Here is a 16,044-nt window from a genome sequence, read left to right as displayed (position 1 = left end):
GGCTGTATGGGGGATGCGCCGCCTTGGGAGGGATCGCTTGAATTTCAAACCGGTGCCCGTTCAGGCACCGGTTTGCGGCAGAAAGCAGGGTGACGAGGCCTGCCGCGCGAAGGGGCGATTTACGCCCCCGCGAGTTCCACCAGAGAGACCACCTTGACGCCGGCGGCGGTCAGGCGGGCATCACCGCCCAGGGACGGCAGGGAGATGATGAAAGCGGCATCCGCTACCTCACCGCCGGCGCGGCGGATGAGCTTGACGGTGGCATCGACGGTGCCGCCGGTGGCCAGCAGATCGTCCACCACCAGCACCTTGTCACCGGGCACGATGGCATCGGTGTGCAGTTGCAGGGTGTCGGTGCCGTACTCCAGGGCGTAGGACTCCTCGATGACGGCGCGGGGCAGCTTGCCCGGCTTGCGCACCGGCACGAACCCCAGCCCCATGGCGTAGGCAACCGGGGCGCCGAAGATGAAGCCACGGGCCTCGGTGCCGACAATCTTGGTGATGCCTTGATCACGGTAATGATCGGCCAGCAGATCGATGGTGGCCTTGAAGGCCTCGGCATTCTCGATCAGGCTGGTGATGTCGCGAAACAGAATGCCCGGCTTCGGATAGTCGGGAATGGTCTTGATGCTCGCTTCGATAAACTTCAGGGTTTCCGGATTCATTATTTGACCGCTTATTTTTTGAGCCCTGCCATGGCGGCGCACGGGGTCTCCGCCTGGGGGCAATAAAAAGGCCCGTCACGCAAAAATGACGAGCCAACTCCATAGCATTATTGCCGCGATAGCTTAGGGATTTCACTTCTTCATTGCAACCGGCTCCAGCACCGGCAGACGCATCAACCAGGTGAGCAGGATCACCATTATGACAACCAGCAGCCACCTCACCCAAGGCAACGGCACCACCAACAACGATACCGAGAACGAGATCAGGATGAAGATGATGGCGCGGCGTCTGGCGTGACGGCGAATGCCGCGATACTGCTGCCAGTCGAGGATGGGGGGGCCAAACCAGGGATGCGCCAGCAACCAGCCATGAAAGCGGGGGGAGGAGCGCGCAAACAGCGCCGCCGCCAGCAACATGAAGGGGGTTGTCGGCAGCAGGGGCAGGACTATCCCGACTATCCCGGTGGCGAAGGCAAGCCAGCCCAGGGCCATCAGACACCAGCGTTTCATGGGTACTCCTCTGCATGTATCACTGCCTTTAGCCTAACAGAGTTGGCCCGGAAGCTGACAGCCTGGCCCAGTCGGCGGCCGTCGATGGGGGCCATCGAGTGGGCAGACGGCTGACAATCCCGGCCATTGCCACTACAATCTGCGCTCTTTTTTCTCCCCTTGTCTTCGGAAGCAGCTATGCGCGTTATTTTGGCCCCCATGCAGGGGGTGCTGGATCACCTGATGCGGGAGGTCCTCACCTCCGTCAATGATTACGACCTCTGCGTCAGTGAATTCATCCGGGTGGTCGATCAACTGCTGCCCGCCAAGGTCTTCCATCGCCTCTGCCCCGAGTTGAAACAGGATGGCAAGACCCGTGCGGGGACCCCGGTACGGGTGCAACTGCTGGGACAGCATCCGGAGTGGCTGGCAGAAAATGCCATCCGGGCCATCGAGCTCGGCTCTCCCGGGGTCGATCTCAACTTCGGCTGCCCAGCCCCCACGGTCAACAAGAGCAAGGGGGGTGCCGTGCTGCTCAAGGAGCCCGAGACCGTCTATCGCATCGTCAAGGCGGTGCGGGAGGCCGTGCCTGCCCACCTGCCGGTGAGCGCCAAGATCCGCCTGGGATACGATGACAAGGATCTCTATCTGGACAACGCCCAGGCCGTCTATCAGGGGGGCGCCAACGAGCTGGCGGTGCATGCCCGCACCAAGCGCGAAGGCTACAAGGCGCCGGCCCACTGGGAGTACGTGGACGCCATCCGCCGCGCCCTGCCCATCCCCGTCACCGCCAACGGCGAGATCTGGAACCATGCCGATGCCCTGACCTGTGCCCGGGTGTCAGGTTGCGATGCCCTCATGGTGGGCCGGGGCGCCATCTCCCTCCCCAACTTGGCCAACGTGATGAAGACGGGGTGTGCCCACATGAGCTGGGCCGAGGTACTGCAACTGATGGTGACCTACACCGAGCAGGATCTGGCGAGCGACAAGGCCGACTACTACCCGAGCCGCATCAAGCAGTGGTTCTCCTACATAGTGCGGGAATACCCCCAGGCCGACGAGCTGTTTCGTCGCATCCGCACCATCAAGACCGCAGAGGAGATCCGCGCCGCCCTTGAGCACGAGTGCGCCTCACAGGCCTAGACTTGGCCGCCGCCCCGCGGCGCCCTATGATGAAGGCTCATTGACAGGAGGTCAGGATGCAGGGAGTGCCGGTCAACTTTACCCATCAGCACGACAGGGCCGATTTTCGCGCCCTGCCGGGGCAGCCTGCGACCGAGCTCTATCGCGCCCACATCCAGCACCACATCTTCGATCCCCATAGTCACGAGGGGTTTGGCCTCGGTGTCATTGAGTGCGGTGCCGAGCGCTTTCGCTATCGCGGCAGCCAGCTCCTGGCCGGTCCCGGCAGCCTGGTGCTGATGAACCCCGATGAGCTGCACACGGGCGAGTCAGCCTGCGAGCAAGGGTGGCGCTATCGCATGCTCTACCTGCCCGCCGATCGGCTCGAGGCCATCAGCGGCGAGCGCGACTGGCATTTCACCGATGCCGTGCGAAGCGATCCGCGCACTGCCCCCGTCCTGCAGGCGGCCCTGGATGCCCTCTGGCACTGTGACAGCGAGCTCGCCGCCGACGGCCTGCTGCTAAGGGTGTGCGAGACCCTGCGCCCCCATGCCCGGGCCCTGGCGGCCCCGCGCGAAGCGGCCCACCCTCTGGGCCGCGCCATCGACTATATGCAGGCCTGTTTCGCTCGCCCCATGACCCTGGCCGAGCTGGCCGGTGCAGTGAACCTCAGCCCCTACCACTTCCAGCGCAGCTTCAAGGCCCGCTTTCACGTCACCCCCCAGCAGATGTTGATGGCAATCCGCCTGCAGCGCGCCAAGGGGTGGCTGGCCGCCGGCCTGCCCGCAGCCGAGGTGGCCGCCGCCTGTGGTCTGGCCGATCAGTCCCACCTCAACCGTGCCTTCCTGCGCCGCTATGGCACCACCCCGGTCCGCTACCAGAAACAGGTGCAGGCTGGCCGCTAAAGCGCAATCTGGTTCAATACGCCCCCCTTCCCCCCTGCTAGGCTGGCCTCCTTCTTCTTTACCGGATATGAAACATGTTGATCGGAGTCCTGTTTGCCCTGCTGGCCGGCCTGATGTGGGGGCTCATCTTCGTCGCCCCCCTCTTGGTGGACGGCTATCCCCCCGCCCTGCTCGCGAGCGGCCGCTACCTCGCCTTCGGCCTCATCGTGCTGCCGCTCGCCTGGCAGGCCCGCAAGCACCTGGCGGCCCTCTCAGCCAGCGACTGGCGAGAGGCCCTCGCCCTCACTCTGGTGGGGAACCTCCTCTACTACTTCTGCCTGTCGGGGGCCATCTTGCGCATCGGCTCGCCCCTGGCGGCCATGTTTATCGGCACCCTGCCGGTGGTGACGGCCCTGGCCGCCAACCGCCTCTATGGCGCACGGGACGGTCGCCTCTCCCGCACCCGGCTCTACCCGTCCCTGGTGCTGATGGGGGCCGGCCTCTATCTGGTCAACAGCGCCGAGCTCACCTGGCACACCGAGGCGCGCACCGAACAACTGCTTGGGCTCGCCCTGGCGGTGGGCGCCGTGCTGTGCTGGACCTGGTATCCCCTGCGCAACGCCCGCTGGCTGCGCGAGCACCCGGGCCGCAGTCCGGCCGTCTGGGCCACCGCCCAGGGGCTGGTGACCCTGCCGGTAGCGCTCATTGCCTATCTCGGCAGCCTCGGCCATCTTGCCCTGAGCGCACCGGACTTTCCCCTGCCCTTCGGGCCGACGCCCCTGCGCTTCATGCTGCTGATGGGGGCGGTGGGGCTCTTCTGCTCCTGGCTCGGCACCCTGTGCTGGAACGAGGCGAGCCAGCGCCTGCCGACCGTGCTGGTCGGGCCGCTCATCGTGTTCGAGACTCTGGCGGGGCTCTTGTACGCTTTTATGCTGCGCGGGATCATGCCCCCCACGAGTACCCTGGTAGGTGTCGTCTGTCTGGTGGCGGGGGTGCTCTACGTCATCACCGGCAAGCCGCAGCACCTGCCGGAAAAACCCGTCAAAGCACGGTTAACTTGACTCATGTCATCTTGATAAACCGCGGGTTTCCCTATACTGGCCGAGTTTTATCACTCGTTTTTGGGGGCTGCTGTGTGTGAAGTGACGCAAGCCCGGTTGGCCGAATGGCATCAGCGCCTTCTGACCGACTGGGCGCAAACAAGAGAGGAGCTGATCCGTCAGCTCAAGGCCTGTCGACAAGATGACTGGGCACAGAAGGTGGAGCGCTGCGAGCGGGATCAACTGGTTGATCTGACCAGCCGTCTCGATCTGCCCGGGGTGGAACACAGCGTGGCACGCCTCAAGCGGCTGGACGCAGCGCTCTGCCAGATGGATCTGGGGCTCTATGGCTTCTGCTCCGATTGTGAGGAGCCGCTGCTCCCTGAACAGCTGGAACAGGATCCGACCCTGCAACGCTGCCCGCGCTGTGAGGCCCGCTACCGCAAGGGATTCCACGCTCACGAACTCTGATGGGGGCACCCTTTGTGCCCGCCATTTTCCTCCTCCACCCCTACTCGCTTCCCATCATGACCAACCCCCTGGCGCGACGATCCCGGCAACCCCCGGGGGCAGCCGCACAGGCATGAAAAAAGGGAGTCATGGACTCCCCTTCTCGTACTGCGTACTCGTCACTGTGCCAGCAGGTGGCCTACCAGCTCATGACGCCACCCTTGCAGCAGCATGGGCTTGTCCGCCCTGGCCCGCTCCTCGGCACTCATGCGCCAGCTCCAGGTGAAGTACTGGTGGATGATCTTCTTGCTCGCCACCAGCTCCGGTGGAATGTTGCTGGCCTTGGCCTTCTCCTCCACCATGGCCTTGATGCGCTTGAGCTCGGCCTTGTACTGGGGGAAGTCCACCAAGCGGCGGATGGGATCGGGCCAGCTCGCAGGATCGCTCTGCTGGGCGGCGGCGACGATGTCCAGCATCCGCTTGCCGTGGATCTTGATCTCGATGGGCGAGAGGCCCAGCTCGTTGAGATCCCGAAGGGAAGCGGGACGACGCTCCGCCACCTTGAACAGGTGCAGCTCTTTGACCACGAAGTTGAGGGCGAGATCCCGGCGTACCGCTTCCTGCTGGCGCCAGGCGGCCAGCTCGCGCAGGATGGCCAGCTCACGGCGACCCAGTTGCCAGGCGTTGACTATCTCGAGGTAGGCCTGACGGGGATCGCTGCCCTGGGTCTTGCGGGCGGAGTGGTTCTGGCACTCCTGCTCGAACCAGGGGAACTTGCCGCTCTCGCGCAGTCTGGCCATCACCTTCTCGTAGAGGGGCATGAGGTAGAAGACATCCGCCGCGGCATATTCCAGCTGACGAGGGGTAAGGGGGCGCGCCAGCCAGTCGGTACGGGCCTGATCCTTCTCAAGCTCGACCCCGAGGAATTCGTTGACCAGGGCGCCAAACCCCACCGACACGCCATGGCCCAGGAAGGCTGCCGCCAGCTGGGTATCGTGCATCTGGTTGGGCAGGTGACCCGCCTGATGCTGGATGAGTTCCAGATCCTCACCGGAGGCGTGCAGGATGGCAATCTGTCCGGCCCGACCGAGGCGCTGCCACAAACCGGAGAGATCCAGGGTCAGGGGATCGAGCAGGGCAAGCTGCTTGCCATCGTAGATCTGGAACAGACCGAGCTGGGGATAGTAGGTACGGGTGCGAACGAATTCGGTATCGATGGCCAGGGGAACGTCGGCCAGAGAAGCGAGATACTGATCCAGTTCGGCTTGCTGTGAAATGAGTTGATATTGCATCGTTGCCTGCACGTTGGTCGGATCCAGAAAGAAAAAACCGTGGATGTCCCACGGTTTTGCATAACGACAGCGCTGGACTGCAAAGCAGTGCATGCCGGTTACTGCTTGGCAATCTCCTCGTCGCGCAGCACGCGGCGCAGGATCTTGCCCACGTTGGTCTTGGGAAGTTCGTCGCGAAATTCTACCAGTTTCGGCACCTTATAGGCAGTCAGATGTTTGCGGCAGTGGGCAATTATCTCCTCTTCCGCCAGCTTTGCATCTTTCTTGACCACGAAGATCTTCACCTGCTCGCCGGACACCGGGTTGGGTACGCCGACGGCGGCCACCTCCAGCACCTTGGGATGCAGGGCTACCACGTCTTCTATCTCGTTCGGGTAGACGTTGAAGCCGGAGACCAGGATCATGTCCTTCTTGCGATCGACAATCTTGAAGAAACCCTGCTCGTCGCATACCGCGATGTCGCCGGTGCAGAGCCAGCCATCCTGCATCACCTCGGCGGTCGCCTCCGGGCGCTGCCAGTAGCCGGTCATCACCTGAGGACCGCGTACCTGCATCTCGCCGGGGGCACCCCGTTCGGTGACCTGGTTCCCCTCGTCATCCACCAGACGGATCTCGGTGGAGCAGACCGGCAGACCGATGGAGCCGTTGTAATCCACCAGATCATAGGGGCAGACGCTCACCAGGGGCGAGCACTCGGTCAGGCCATAGCCCTCCAGCAGCGGAGTGCCGGTCAGCCCCTTCCACTGCTCGGCCACCGCCCGTTGCACCGCCATGCCGCCACCGATGGTGAGCTTGAGCTTGGCAAAATCCATGCCCTTGAACTCGTCGTTGTTGACCAGGGCGTTGAACAGGGTGTTCACCCCTGTGATGCAGGTGAAAGGATACTTCTTGATCTCTTTGACAAACCCCGGGATGTCGCGGGGGTTGCTGATGAGCAGGTTGTAGCCCCCCAGACGCATGAACAGCAGGCAGTTCACCGTCAGGGCGAAGACGTGATAGAGCGGCAGCGCCGTGACCACAAACTCCTTGCCGCGCTCCAGCACGGGGCCATAGACACCGAGGCACTGCTCGACGTTGGCGATCATGTTGCGATGAGTCAGCATGGCCCCCTTGGAGAGGCCGGTGGTCCCGCCAGTGTATTGCAGGAAGGCGATGTCCTGGTTGCTGATCTCGGGTTTGATGTACTGCAGGTAGCGCCCCTTGGCGAGGGCCTGGCGCATGGTGCTGGCATGGGGCAGGTTGTACTTGGGCACCAGCTTCTTGACGTATTTGACCACGAAGTTGACCAGGGTCCCCTTGGCCAGCCCCAGGTTGTCTCCCATCCGGGTCAGGATCACATGCTTGACCGGGGTGTCATACACCACTTTTTCCAGGGTGTGGGCAAAGTTGGAGACGATGACGATGGCCTTGGCGCCGGAGTCTTTCAACTGATGCTCCAGCTCGCGCGGGGTATAGAGGGGGTTGACGTTCACCACCGTCATGCCGGCCCGCAGGATGCCGAATACCGCGATGGGGTATTGCAGCAGGTTCGGCATCATCACGGCCACCCTGTCCCCCTTGCCGAGCTTCAGCTCGTTTTGCAGGTAGGCGGCGAAGGCTCGGGACTGCTCTTCCAGCCGGCGGTAGGTAATGGTCTGCCCCATGTTGACGAAGGCGGGTTGATCGGCGAACTGGTTCACCGACTCTTCAAACATCTCGACCAGAGAGCCGTATTGGTCTGGATTGATCTCGGCGGGCACCCCTTCTGGATAACGCTTCAGCCAGACTCTTTCCACGAACTTCTCCTGCATAACTCGCACCTGTGCGCTCACTGTGTTGCCTCCGTCCCTGTCACATCCATTTCAATCAGTTGTTTTAAGCTCATGCTCTAATGCCGCACATATTTACATAAGACAACATCAATTAACAGTGAATTAACAAAGGGAAATGTGAGGGAGAAAGCAAACCTGACATGATTCAAAGCCGCCGATCCTACCGGATTTGAGCGAAGTTTTCGATATAAACGGCGGTTTCTGATGAATTTTCCATATGAAAATGATGGCCTCCTGCCACTGTCACCCGTTCAATGTGGCCAAAGGCCGCCTCCCGCAACTGCCACTGTGCCAGGAGCCCGGGGAAGCCCTGCTCTCCCCGGATAAAGAGCACCGGACAGGCGATGGCCCGGATCAGGGCCTGGGCCTGCCCCTCGCTCATGCGCAGGGGCGAGAGATCGCGAAGACGGGGATCACTGCGCCAATACCAACGCCCTGCCCGTGCCTCCAGTTGTCGCTCGCAGATAAGGCGTGCCGCACTCGGGGGGATGTCCGCCACCTTGCAGCGGGCAGCCACCGCCTCCTCGAGGGTGGCAAATCCACTGGTTGCACGCTCACGGGTACGAGTGCGGTTGAGGATGGCGCGGCGCAGCTGCCCCGGTACCTCCTCGTCGGGCTGGCTCAAGGGGCCGAGCCCCTCCAGCAGAATGAGCCGCTCGATTTGCTCGGGAAAAACGCCAGCATAGGCAGAGGCAATCAGCGCCCCCAGGGAGTGACCAAGCAGGATGAAACGCTGCCAGCCCGCGGCCTGGGTGATCTGGTAGAGATCATCCAGCCAGTCCACGAAGACATAGGGAGTCGACTTGTGATCGGAGTGACCATGGCCCGGCAGATCGACGCAGACCAGATGAAACGCCCCCAGCCAGGGGGCCAGAGGCAAAAAGCTGGCACCGTTGTCGAGCCAGCCATGGAGGGCCACCAGCAGCGGTCTGCCCTCCTGACCATTGTCCAGCAGGGCGATGTGCCGCCCGTCCGCCAGGCGCAGCCTGCGCTCCTGCAATATCGCCGTCATCCGGGCTCCTCAGCGGCGCAGGGGCCGTCTGGGCCAGAAGGGATCATAGAAAGGATCGTAAAAGTAGGGATCCATGTAGCGGATCTCCACCTCCTTCACCGGTGGCCACAGCTTGCTCCCCGTCACCTTGAGTACCGAGAAGCGATACTTGTGCTCGCCAATCTGGCTGTCCACCGGCTTGTCGAGGGTGCCGAGCACCGTCAGGCTGCGACCCTTGGCATAGAGGGTCGGGTCGACAAACCCCTGCATGATGGCGAGAAAACGACCGGGGCTCTGCTCGGTCTGCTCCGGCACCCCGTTGGACTTGAGGGGCAGATAGACCACCTCGATGACACTCTGATCCGCCTTGTTGTGGACCGCCGAGATGACACCGCTCCAGCGGGCCGGCTTGCCTTCCATCCCCTGCAGGGCGGGTTGATAGGCCACCAGCTGATCCGCAGGCTCATAGGCAAGCTCTTTGGGAACCGTGCTGCAACCGCCCAGCAGCAGCCCCACCAATCCCAGCATGATCACGGATTTTCTCATTCGTCTCTCCTTCATCGTCCGACAAAGCAGCCCGGGGCAGCCGCTGCCGTTTATTCGCGACCCGGCAGTTTCTTCCAGGTCACCTTGTCACGCAGATAGACAGGGGTGGCTTGCTCAACCGGCACCGCCTCACCCGCAAACCAGGCCTGGCGTGCCAGAGGCAGCATGTCGGCGGCCGCCGGGAAACGCACCTGGCTTGCCATCAGCACATCTGCCAGGCCGCCCAGGGCCTCACCATAGGTTTCAAAACCGGTGCCAACGCAGCTCACCGCGCCAGTCAGTTTGTCACGGGCCTGCACCAGTGCGGCTGGCTCGCTCACCACCTCCTCGCCCACCAGCGTCATCACCCCGTCCACCAAGGCGTAGTGGCCGAAATAGACCTCGTCCATGCGCGCATCGATGGCGGCAAGCACCTGCTCGGCCCCTTCCAGCTTATGGGCCCCCTGGGCCATGGCCGCCAGGGTGGAGACACCGATCATCGGCACGCCGGCACCAAAGGCGAGCCCCTGGGCCACGCTGATCCCGATCCGTACCCCGGTGAAGGAGCCAGGCCCACGACCGAAGGCGATGGCGTCGAGCTCATCCAACGATAGACCGGCTTCATCCAACAGAGCCTGAACCATGGGCAGGATCTTGCGGGTATGGTCACGGGGCGCCTCTTCCCAGCGGGAGTAGAGGGTATCGCCCACCAAGAGGGCTGCGGAGCAGGCTTCGGTGGCGGTATCCACGGCCAGGATCTTCAACTCATCCATTCTTTTTATTCTCTTCACATCAGTCAGTTAAATCGTCAGCATGGCCAAGGCCTGCCGTCATGCATGGCCGGGGGCAATCAGCCCCGGCGCGGCGGACTCACTCCCGTGGTCCGAAAAATTCTCCCAGGGTCGCCAGCTCCCGGGTCCGTGGAATGGCAGGCAGGCTCTTGATGAAGGTGGCGCCATAGGGCTTGTTGACCACCCGAGGATCACAAATAACCAGTACGCCGTGATCACTGCGATCACGGATGAGCCGCCCCACCCCCTGCTTGAGGGCAATCACCGCCTTGGGCAACTGCAGCTCGGCAAAGGGATCTCCCCCCTTGAGCTTGCAATCCTCCACCCGTGCCTTGAGCTGGGGATCGTCCGGGCTCGCAAAGGGCAGCTTGTCGATGATAACACAGGACAATGCCGCCCCCCGCACGTCTATCCCCTCCCAGAAACTGCTGGTGGCTACCAGCACGGCCCGACCGTTCTCCACGAAGGTCTTGAGCAGCCGCTGCTTGTTGTCTTCCCCTTGCAGCAGGACGGTGCGGCCGATTTCCCGGCGTAGCACCTCAGCCACCTGGCGCATCACCTGATGGCTGGTGCAGAGGAAGAAGCACCCCCCTGGCGTCTTGTTGATGAGGGGGATCATCAGGGTCGCCAGCTGCTCCCCGCGCCCGAAGGCATTGGGCTCTGGCAAGAAACGGGGTACGCACAGGCGCGCCTGCTCGGCGTAATCGAACGGACTGTCGAGAATGAGTTCGGCGCTGCCGGCCAGCCCCATCTCGGCGACGAAGTGGGCGAAGCGATTGTCCACCGTCAAGGTGGCCGAGGTGAAGATCCAGGCCACCTCGGGGCGCTGCACCTCGGCACCGAAGCGCTCGGCGACCGACAGCGGCGTCAGATTGAGGGTAAAGTGCAGACGCGAACAGTCATACCAGTAGGAGAAACCGGTCTGGTTGACCGCCAGCACCTCCCCAAGGCGAGTACGCAGCTCGCTGATGCGCTCGAAACAGTGATCCAGCTGCTCCCCTCGCCCGAGCGCCAGTTTCAGCACTTCATAACAGAGCCCGATGGCATCGTTGAGGCGGGCCAGCGCCTGGGCCCAGAGGGATTGTCTCAGCAGATCCCGGGTATTGCCGCGCCCCCCCTCCACGCCGAAGGCAAGGCGCAGATCCTGACTGGCAATGGCAAGCCTGTCCGCCGCCTTGCCAAGCTGGGCCATGTCATGAGCCTCTGCCCGGTAGGCGAGCTGGATATCCTGCGCCAAATCCTGGATGGTGCGGCTGCCCACGGACTTGCCGAAGTAGTGGCTGGCGATCTCGGGCAGCTGGTGCGCCTCGTCGAAGACATAGACCTGCGCCTCAGGCACCAGCTCGCCAAAGCCGGTGTCTTTGACCGCCATGTCGGCGAAAAAGAGATGGTGGTTGATCACCACCACCTGGGCGTCCATGGCACGGCGCCGGGCGATGACCAGGTGACAATCATCGTAATAGGGGCAGTCGCGACCCAGGCAGTTGTCGTTGGTGCTGGTGACGTGGGCAAGGATCTCGGCGTTCTCCTGTAGCCCCGGGATATCCCCCACATCGCCGTTGTCGGTAGCGGTCGACCAGGATTTGACCTTCACGAGATCGCTCAGGATCTCGGGCTTTTGCAGATGGGATTCACTCAACAGCCGGTTCATCCGCTCGATGCAGAGGTAATTGCTGCGCCCCTTGAGCAGTGCCACCGGCGGGGTGTAGTGAAGCGCCCCCGTGATGGTGGGCAGATCCCGATAGAAGAGCTGCTCTTGCAGATTCTTGGACCCGGTGCTGATCACCACCCGCTTGCCGGATTCCAGCGCAGGCACCAGATAGGCATAGGTTTTGCCAGTGCCCGTTCCAGCCTCCACCAGCAAGCGGCCACCTTGCTTGATGGCACGGGACACCGCCTCGGCCATCTCCAGTTGCGGGGCACGGGCCTTGAAGCCGTCAATATGGCGGGCCAGGGGGCCGTCTGGCTTGAACAGGGTCTGGATGATGGTCAAAGGCATGTCCCGCTGCAAAAGCGGGCATTATGCCAAAAGCGCGGAAAAAGCGGGACTGATAATGCGTTCAGACGAAGAGATCAATCCGGTGGTCCGGATCCGGTTTGTGATCATCATTCTGCACCGCTGGTTGATCAGGCTTTGGCGGCTGCTCTCTCTGCTGGTGATGCTGGCCACCGCCGCCATTGTCGGTGCCTATCTTGCGCAGCTGATGTTTCTGGCTGATCTGGGTTACTTCCCGCTTGATGTCATCCGGGCTCGGTGTCGAGGGTGCACGGGGCAGGATGGGAAATAACAGGTCCTGGCTGGGCATGATGTCGCCTCCTTTTGCATCTCATTGTCTAGTTATCGACCAGAAAATCGTTTTCTCAACTTTAATCGTCCTGATCACATTTTTCGGTTGCATTTTCTGTCAAGGCAGGTAGTTTAAACCGGGCGTCAACAACGGCATCTGATTTGTAAAGGATTGATTACATCATGAAGTTCAACACCCTGAAGACTCATCATCACCATCATCATCCCGAATAGTCTTTCAGGAGGTTGACTGCTGGAAGACACTTAACTGGTGACTTCCAAAAGGACCGCAAGATTCATGAACCCTCGGAAGCACATACTTCCGAGGGTTTTTTCGTTTTTGACTAGAAGGAAATCGAGCAATGGAAACACAACGTCTGCGCATCGCCATGCAAAAATCCGGTCGTCTGAGCCAGGATTCCCAGGCCCTCTTCAAGAGCTGCGGCCTCAAGATCAACCTGCGGGAACAGCGCCTCATCGCCCATGTCGAGAACATGCCCATCGACATTCTGCGGGTGCGTGATGACGACATCCCGGGTCTGGTGATGGAAGGGGTGGTCGATCTTGGCATCATCGGCGAGAACGTTCTCGAAGAGGTGCAGCTCATCCGCGCAGCCCAGGGGCAGCCCTTTGCGGTGAAGACCCTCAAGCAGCTCGACTTCGGCGGCTGCCGCCTCTCTCTGGCGGTGCCGGACGATGTCAACTACACAGGACCCGAGAGCCTGGCTGGCAAGCGCATCGCCACCTCCTACCCCGGTCTGCTCAAGCGCTTCTTCGACGAGAAGGGCCTGGGCTTCAAGAGCGTGATGCTGGGCGGCTCGGTGGAAGTGGCCCCCCGCGCGGGTCTGGCCGATGCCATCTGCGATCTGGTCTCCACCGGCGCAACCCTGGAAGCCAACGGCCTGAAAGAGGTCGAGGTGATCTACCGTTCCAAGGCAGTACTGGTGCAGGCCCCCAACCCCCTGAACGATGCCAAGCAGAAACTCATCGACAAGCTGCTGCCCCGCATCCAGGGGATGCAGCAGGCGCGCGAAAGCAAATACATCATGCTGCACGCCCCCAAAGACAAGCTCGATGCCATCACCGATCTGCTGCCGGGGGCGGAGCGTCCCACCATCATGCAGCTCGCCGGTGACACCAACCAGGTGGCCCTGCACGTCGTCTCCAGCGAAACCCTGTTCTGGGAGACCATGGAACAGCTCAAGGCCCTGGGTGCCAGCTCCATCCTGGTGCTGCCCATTGAAAAGATGATGGAATAAGCCGAGATGATGGAATAAGGAAGACACATCATGCAGACCCTGATCTGGAAGACCCTCTCCCCCGCCCGGCAAGCCGAGGTCCTGACCCGGCCCGCCCTTGGCGACGAAGCCGACATCGGTACCGTGGTGCGAGACATCATTGCTGCGGTACGCAGCCGGGGCGATGAGGCCCTGCGCGAGCTGAGCCAGCGTTTCGAACGCGCGCCCCGCGAACAGCTTCGGGTGAGCGACGCGGAAGTGGATGCCGCCTGCGCTCGACTCGGTGATGACATCAAGGGTGCCATCGAGGCCGCCATCGCCAATATCCGTACCTTCCACGCCGCCCAGGTACAACCCGTCGTGCGCGTCGAGACCCAACCCGGGGTACTGTGCGAGCTGCGCACCCAACCCATCAGCCGGGTCGGCCTCTATGTCCCGGGAGGCAGCGCGCCGCTCCCCTCCACCGTGATGATGCTGGCCATTCCGGCCGCCATAGCCGGTTGTCGTGAAGTGGTGCTCTGCACCCCGTCTCCGGCGAGCGACGAGATCCTGTTTGCCGCCCGCGCCTGTGGCGTCCGTCAAGTGTTCGCCATCGGCGGTGCCCAAGCCATCGCGGCCATGGCCTATGGCACGCAGACCATCCCCAAGGTGGACAAGATCTTCGGCCCGGGCAACGCCTATGTGACCGAAGCCAAGGGCCAGGTTTCCCGTGACTGGCGGGGCGCCGCCATCGACATGCCAGCCGGCCCCTCCGAGGTGCTGGTGATCGCAGACGAGAGCGCCAACCCGGCCTTCGTGGCATCGGATCTGCTCTCCCAGGCCGAGCACGGCCCCGACAGCCAGGTGGTGCTGGTCACCACCTCCGCTTCCCTGGCCGATGCCATCGGCAGCGAGCTCCAGGCGCAGCTCGCCGACCTCAGCCGCCGCGACATCGCCGAGCAAGCCCTGAAGGCAAGCCTGGTGATCCTCTGCGACAACCTGGAGGAGGCCTGCGCCATCTCCAACGCCTATGCCCCGGAACACCTCATCGTGCAGACCCGGGCACCCCGGGATCTGCTGGACAAGCTCGAGAACGCGGGCTCCATCTTCCTCGGGGCATGGACACCGGAGTCGGTCGGTGATTACGCCAGCGGCACCAACCACACCCTGCCCACCTACGGCTATGCCCGCACCTGCTCGAGCCTGGGGCTTGCCGACTATCAGCGCCGCTACACGGTTCAAGAGCTCACTGCAGACGGCATTCGCGGCCTTGGCCCCATTGTCCAGCGCATCGCCCAGGCCGAGGGGCTCGATGCCCACAAGCATGCCGTCACCCTCAGGTTGAACGCCCTGGCCGCCGAGCCCCAACAAACAGCACAGCAGAAGGATTTGTCATGAGCATCGTCAATCTGGCCCGTCGCGTTGTGCGGGCTCTCACTCCCTACCAGTCCGCGCGCCGCATCGGCGGCAAGGGCCACGTCTGGCTCAATGCCAACGAGGCCCCCCTGGCCTATCCCTTCACCGTCGAGGGGAGCCGCCTCAACCGCTATCCCGAGTGCCAGCCGGCCGAGGTGGTGAATGGCTATGCCGCCTACGCCGGGGTCAATCCGGATCAGGTGCTGGTAAGCCGCGGTGCCGACGAGGCCATCGAGCTGCTGATCCGCACCTTCTGCGAGGCAGGGGAAGATCAAATCCTCATCTGCCCCCCCACCTACGGCATGTACGCCATCAGCGCCGAGACCTGTGGCGTGGGGATTGTCGAGCAGCCATTGACCGCCAGCCGTCAGCCGGACTGGCCCGCCATCGCCGATCGCCTCTCTGACGTGAAGCTGGTGTTCCTCTGCTCCCCCAACAATCCCACCGGGGATCTGGTGGGCCGCAAGGGACTCGTCGCCCTGCTGGAGAAGGCCCGGGACCGCGCCATCATCGTCGTGGACGAGGCCTACATCGAGTTCTGCCCGGAGGCCTCCGTGGTGGACCTGCTCGCCCAATACCCGAACCTGGTGGTGACCCGCACCCTCTCCAAGGCCTTCGCCCTGGCGGGGATCCGCTGCGGCTTTACCCTGGGGGATCCCGAGGTGATTGCCATGCTGGCCAAGGTGATCGCGCCCTACCCCATTCCCGACCCCATCGCCCAGATTGCCGCCCAGGCGCTCTCTCCCATGGGGCTGGAACTGATGCAGGAGCGGGTGCTGGAACTCAACAAGCAAAAGGCGCTCATCAAGGCGGAGCTGCTTCGTCTGTCCTGCGTCAAGGAAGTGTTCGAGGACAAGGGCAACTTCGTGCTGGTGCGCTTCAAAGATGGCGCCGCCGTGTTCGCCGCCATGAAGGCCGCCGGCATCATCTTGCGTGATTTCTCCAGCAAGCCTGGCCTTGACAACAGTATCCGCATCACCATCGGCTATCAGGGCGAAATGGACGCCGTGCTCGCCGTGCTGCGTGACCTGCCCCCACCCTCTCTGTAAGACAAGCAAGGATGT

At 62.7% G+C, this 16,044-nt stretch carries 16 protein-coding genes and 1 other annotated feature; of the genes, 7 read left to right on the top strand and 9 right to left on the bottom strand.

What is annotated here, in order from left to right:
- Nucleotides 1–119: 119 nt before the first annotated feature.
- Nucleotides 120–665, bottom strand: a complete 546-nt coding sequence (apt, locus tag AB5Y68_RS03730) for an adenine phosphoribosyltransferase (RefSeq protein WP_010674707.1) — start codon at nt 663–665, stop codon at nt 120–122.
- Nucleotides 666–797: 132 nt separating this feature from the next.
- Nucleotides 798–1,175, bottom strand: coding sequence for a YbaN family protein (locus AB5Y68_RS03725; protein ID WP_039039141.1), 378 nt, complete (start codon nt 1,173–1,175; stop codon nt 798–800).
- Between the two features lie 177 nt (nt 1,176–1,352).
- Between AB5Y68_RS03725 and dusC the strand changes: the two genes are divergently transcribed.
- The 4 genes from dusC to AB5Y68_RS03705 all read left to right on the top strand — a co-directional run bounded on the left by dusC (nt 1,353) and on the right by AB5Y68_RS03705 (nt 4,671).
- Entirely contained in the window at nt 1,353–2,297 is a 945-nt protein-coding gene (dusC, locus tag AB5Y68_RS03720; RefSeq protein WP_039039140.1) for a tRNA dihydrouridine(16) synthase DusC, read from the top strand.
- Nucleotides 2,298–2,353: 56 nt separating this feature from the next.
- Nucleotides 2,354–3,181: an AraC family transcriptional regulator gene (locus tag AB5Y68_RS03715; RefSeq protein ID WP_039039139.1), complete on the top strand. Its 828-nt coding sequence runs from the start codon at nt 2,354–2,356 to the stop codon at nt 3,179–3,181.
- Nucleotides 3,182–3,255: 74 nt separating this feature from the next.
- Nucleotides 3,256–4,221, top strand: a complete 966-nt coding sequence (locus tag AB5Y68_RS03710) for a DMT family transporter (RefSeq protein ID WP_039039138.1) — start codon at nt 3,256–3,258, stop codon at nt 4,219–4,221.
- Nucleotides 4,222–4,302: 81 nt separating this feature from the next.
- A complete protein-coding gene (locus tag AB5Y68_RS03705; protein ID WP_039039175.1) occupies nt 4,303–4,671 on the top strand; it encodes a TraR/DksA C4-type zinc finger protein in 369 nt (122 codons plus the stop codon).
- 158 nt (nt 4,672–4,829) lie between these two features.
- On the opposite strand, the gene rnd is transcribed toward AB5Y68_RS03705, so the two are convergent.
- The 7 genes from rnd to AB5Y68_RS03670 form a co-directional block, all read right to left on the bottom strand.
- Nucleotides 4,830–5,942 carry a ribonuclease D gene (gene rnd, locus AB5Y68_RS03700; RefSeq protein ID WP_039039174.1) on the bottom strand — a complete coding sequence of 371 codons (1,113 nt, stop codon included), beginning with the start codon at nt 5,940–5,942 and terminating at the stop codon, nt 4,830–4,832.
- Nucleotides 5,943–6,040: 98 nt separating this feature from the next.
- The gene (fadD, locus tag AB5Y68_RS03695; RefSeq protein WP_010674700.1) at nt 6,041–7,717 is read right to left on the bottom strand and encodes a long-chain-fatty-acid--CoA ligase FadD; all 1,677 of its coding nucleotides are present in this window, start codon (nt 7,715–7,717) and stop codon (nt 6,041–6,043) included.
- Nucleotides 7,718–7,913: 196 nt separating this feature from the next.
- Nucleotides 7,914–8,765, bottom strand: coding sequence for an alpha/beta fold hydrolase (locus tag AB5Y68_RS03690; protein WP_039039137.1), 852 nt, complete (start codon nt 8,763–8,765; stop codon nt 7,914–7,916).
- Nucleotides 8,766–8,774: 9 nt separating this feature from the next.
- Nucleotides 8,775–9,290: a Slp family lipoprotein gene (locus tag AB5Y68_RS03685; RefSeq protein ID WP_039039136.1), complete on the bottom strand. Its 516-nt coding sequence runs from the start codon at nt 9,288–9,290 to the stop codon at nt 8,775–8,777.
- Between the two features lie 50 nt (nt 9,291–9,340).
- Complete coding sequence (tsaB, locus tag AB5Y68_RS03680) at nt 9,341–10,042, bottom strand: tRNA (adenosine(37)-N6)-threonylcarbamoyltransferase complex dimerization subunit type 1 TsaB (RefSeq protein WP_039039135.1); 702 nt, start codon at nt 10,040–10,042, stop codon at nt 9,341–9,343.
- 97 nt (nt 10,043–10,139) lie between these two features.
- Nucleotides 10,140–12,059, bottom strand: coding sequence for an ATP-dependent DNA helicase (locus tag AB5Y68_RS03675; RefSeq protein ID WP_039039134.1), 1,920 nt, complete (start codon nt 12,057–12,059; stop codon nt 10,140–10,142).
- Nucleotides 12,060–12,120: 61 nt separating this feature from the next.
- Nucleotides 12,121–12,366: a hypothetical protein gene (locus tag AB5Y68_RS03670; RefSeq protein ID WP_039039133.1), complete on the bottom strand. Its 246-nt coding sequence runs from the start codon at nt 12,364–12,366 to the stop codon at nt 12,121–12,123.
- Between the two features lie 190 nt (nt 12,367–12,556).
- Nucleotides 12,557–12,681 (top strand) — a sequence feature (His leader region).
- A 28-nt stretch (nt 12,682–12,709) separates the two neighbouring features.
- Here AB5Y68_RS03670 and hisG point away from each other — a divergent pair.
- The 3 genes from hisG to hisC are packed head-to-tail and all read left to right on the top strand — an operon-like array spanning nt 12,710 to nt 16,029.
- A complete protein-coding gene (gene hisG, locus AB5Y68_RS03665) occupies nt 12,710–13,606 on the top strand; it encodes an ATP phosphoribosyltransferase (RefSeq protein WP_010674694.1) in 897 nt (298 codons plus the stop codon).
- A 30-nt stretch (nt 13,607–13,636) separates the two neighbouring features.
- On the top strand, nt 13,637–14,962 hold the full coding sequence (gene hisD, locus AB5Y68_RS03660) for a histidinol dehydrogenase (RefSeq protein WP_039039132.1): 1,326 nt from the start codon (nt 13,637–13,639) through the stop codon (nt 14,960–14,962).
- Nucleotides 14,959–16,029, top strand: a complete 1,071-nt coding sequence (hisC, locus tag AB5Y68_RS03655) for a histidinol-phosphate transaminase (RefSeq protein WP_039039131.1) — start codon at nt 14,959–14,961, stop codon at nt 16,027–16,029. Before hisD ends, hisC begins: the two co-directional genes overlap by 4 nt.
- Nucleotides 16,030–16,044: the final 15 nt, after the last annotated feature.

Source organism: Aeromonas sp. R6-1 (genome assembly GCF_040908165.1).
Taxonomy (GTDB): domain Bacteria; phylum Pseudomonadota; class Gammaproteobacteria; order Enterobacterales; family Aeromonadaceae; genus Aeromonas; species Aeromonas caviae.
This window is presented reverse-complemented; position numbering and strand designations above follow the sequence as displayed.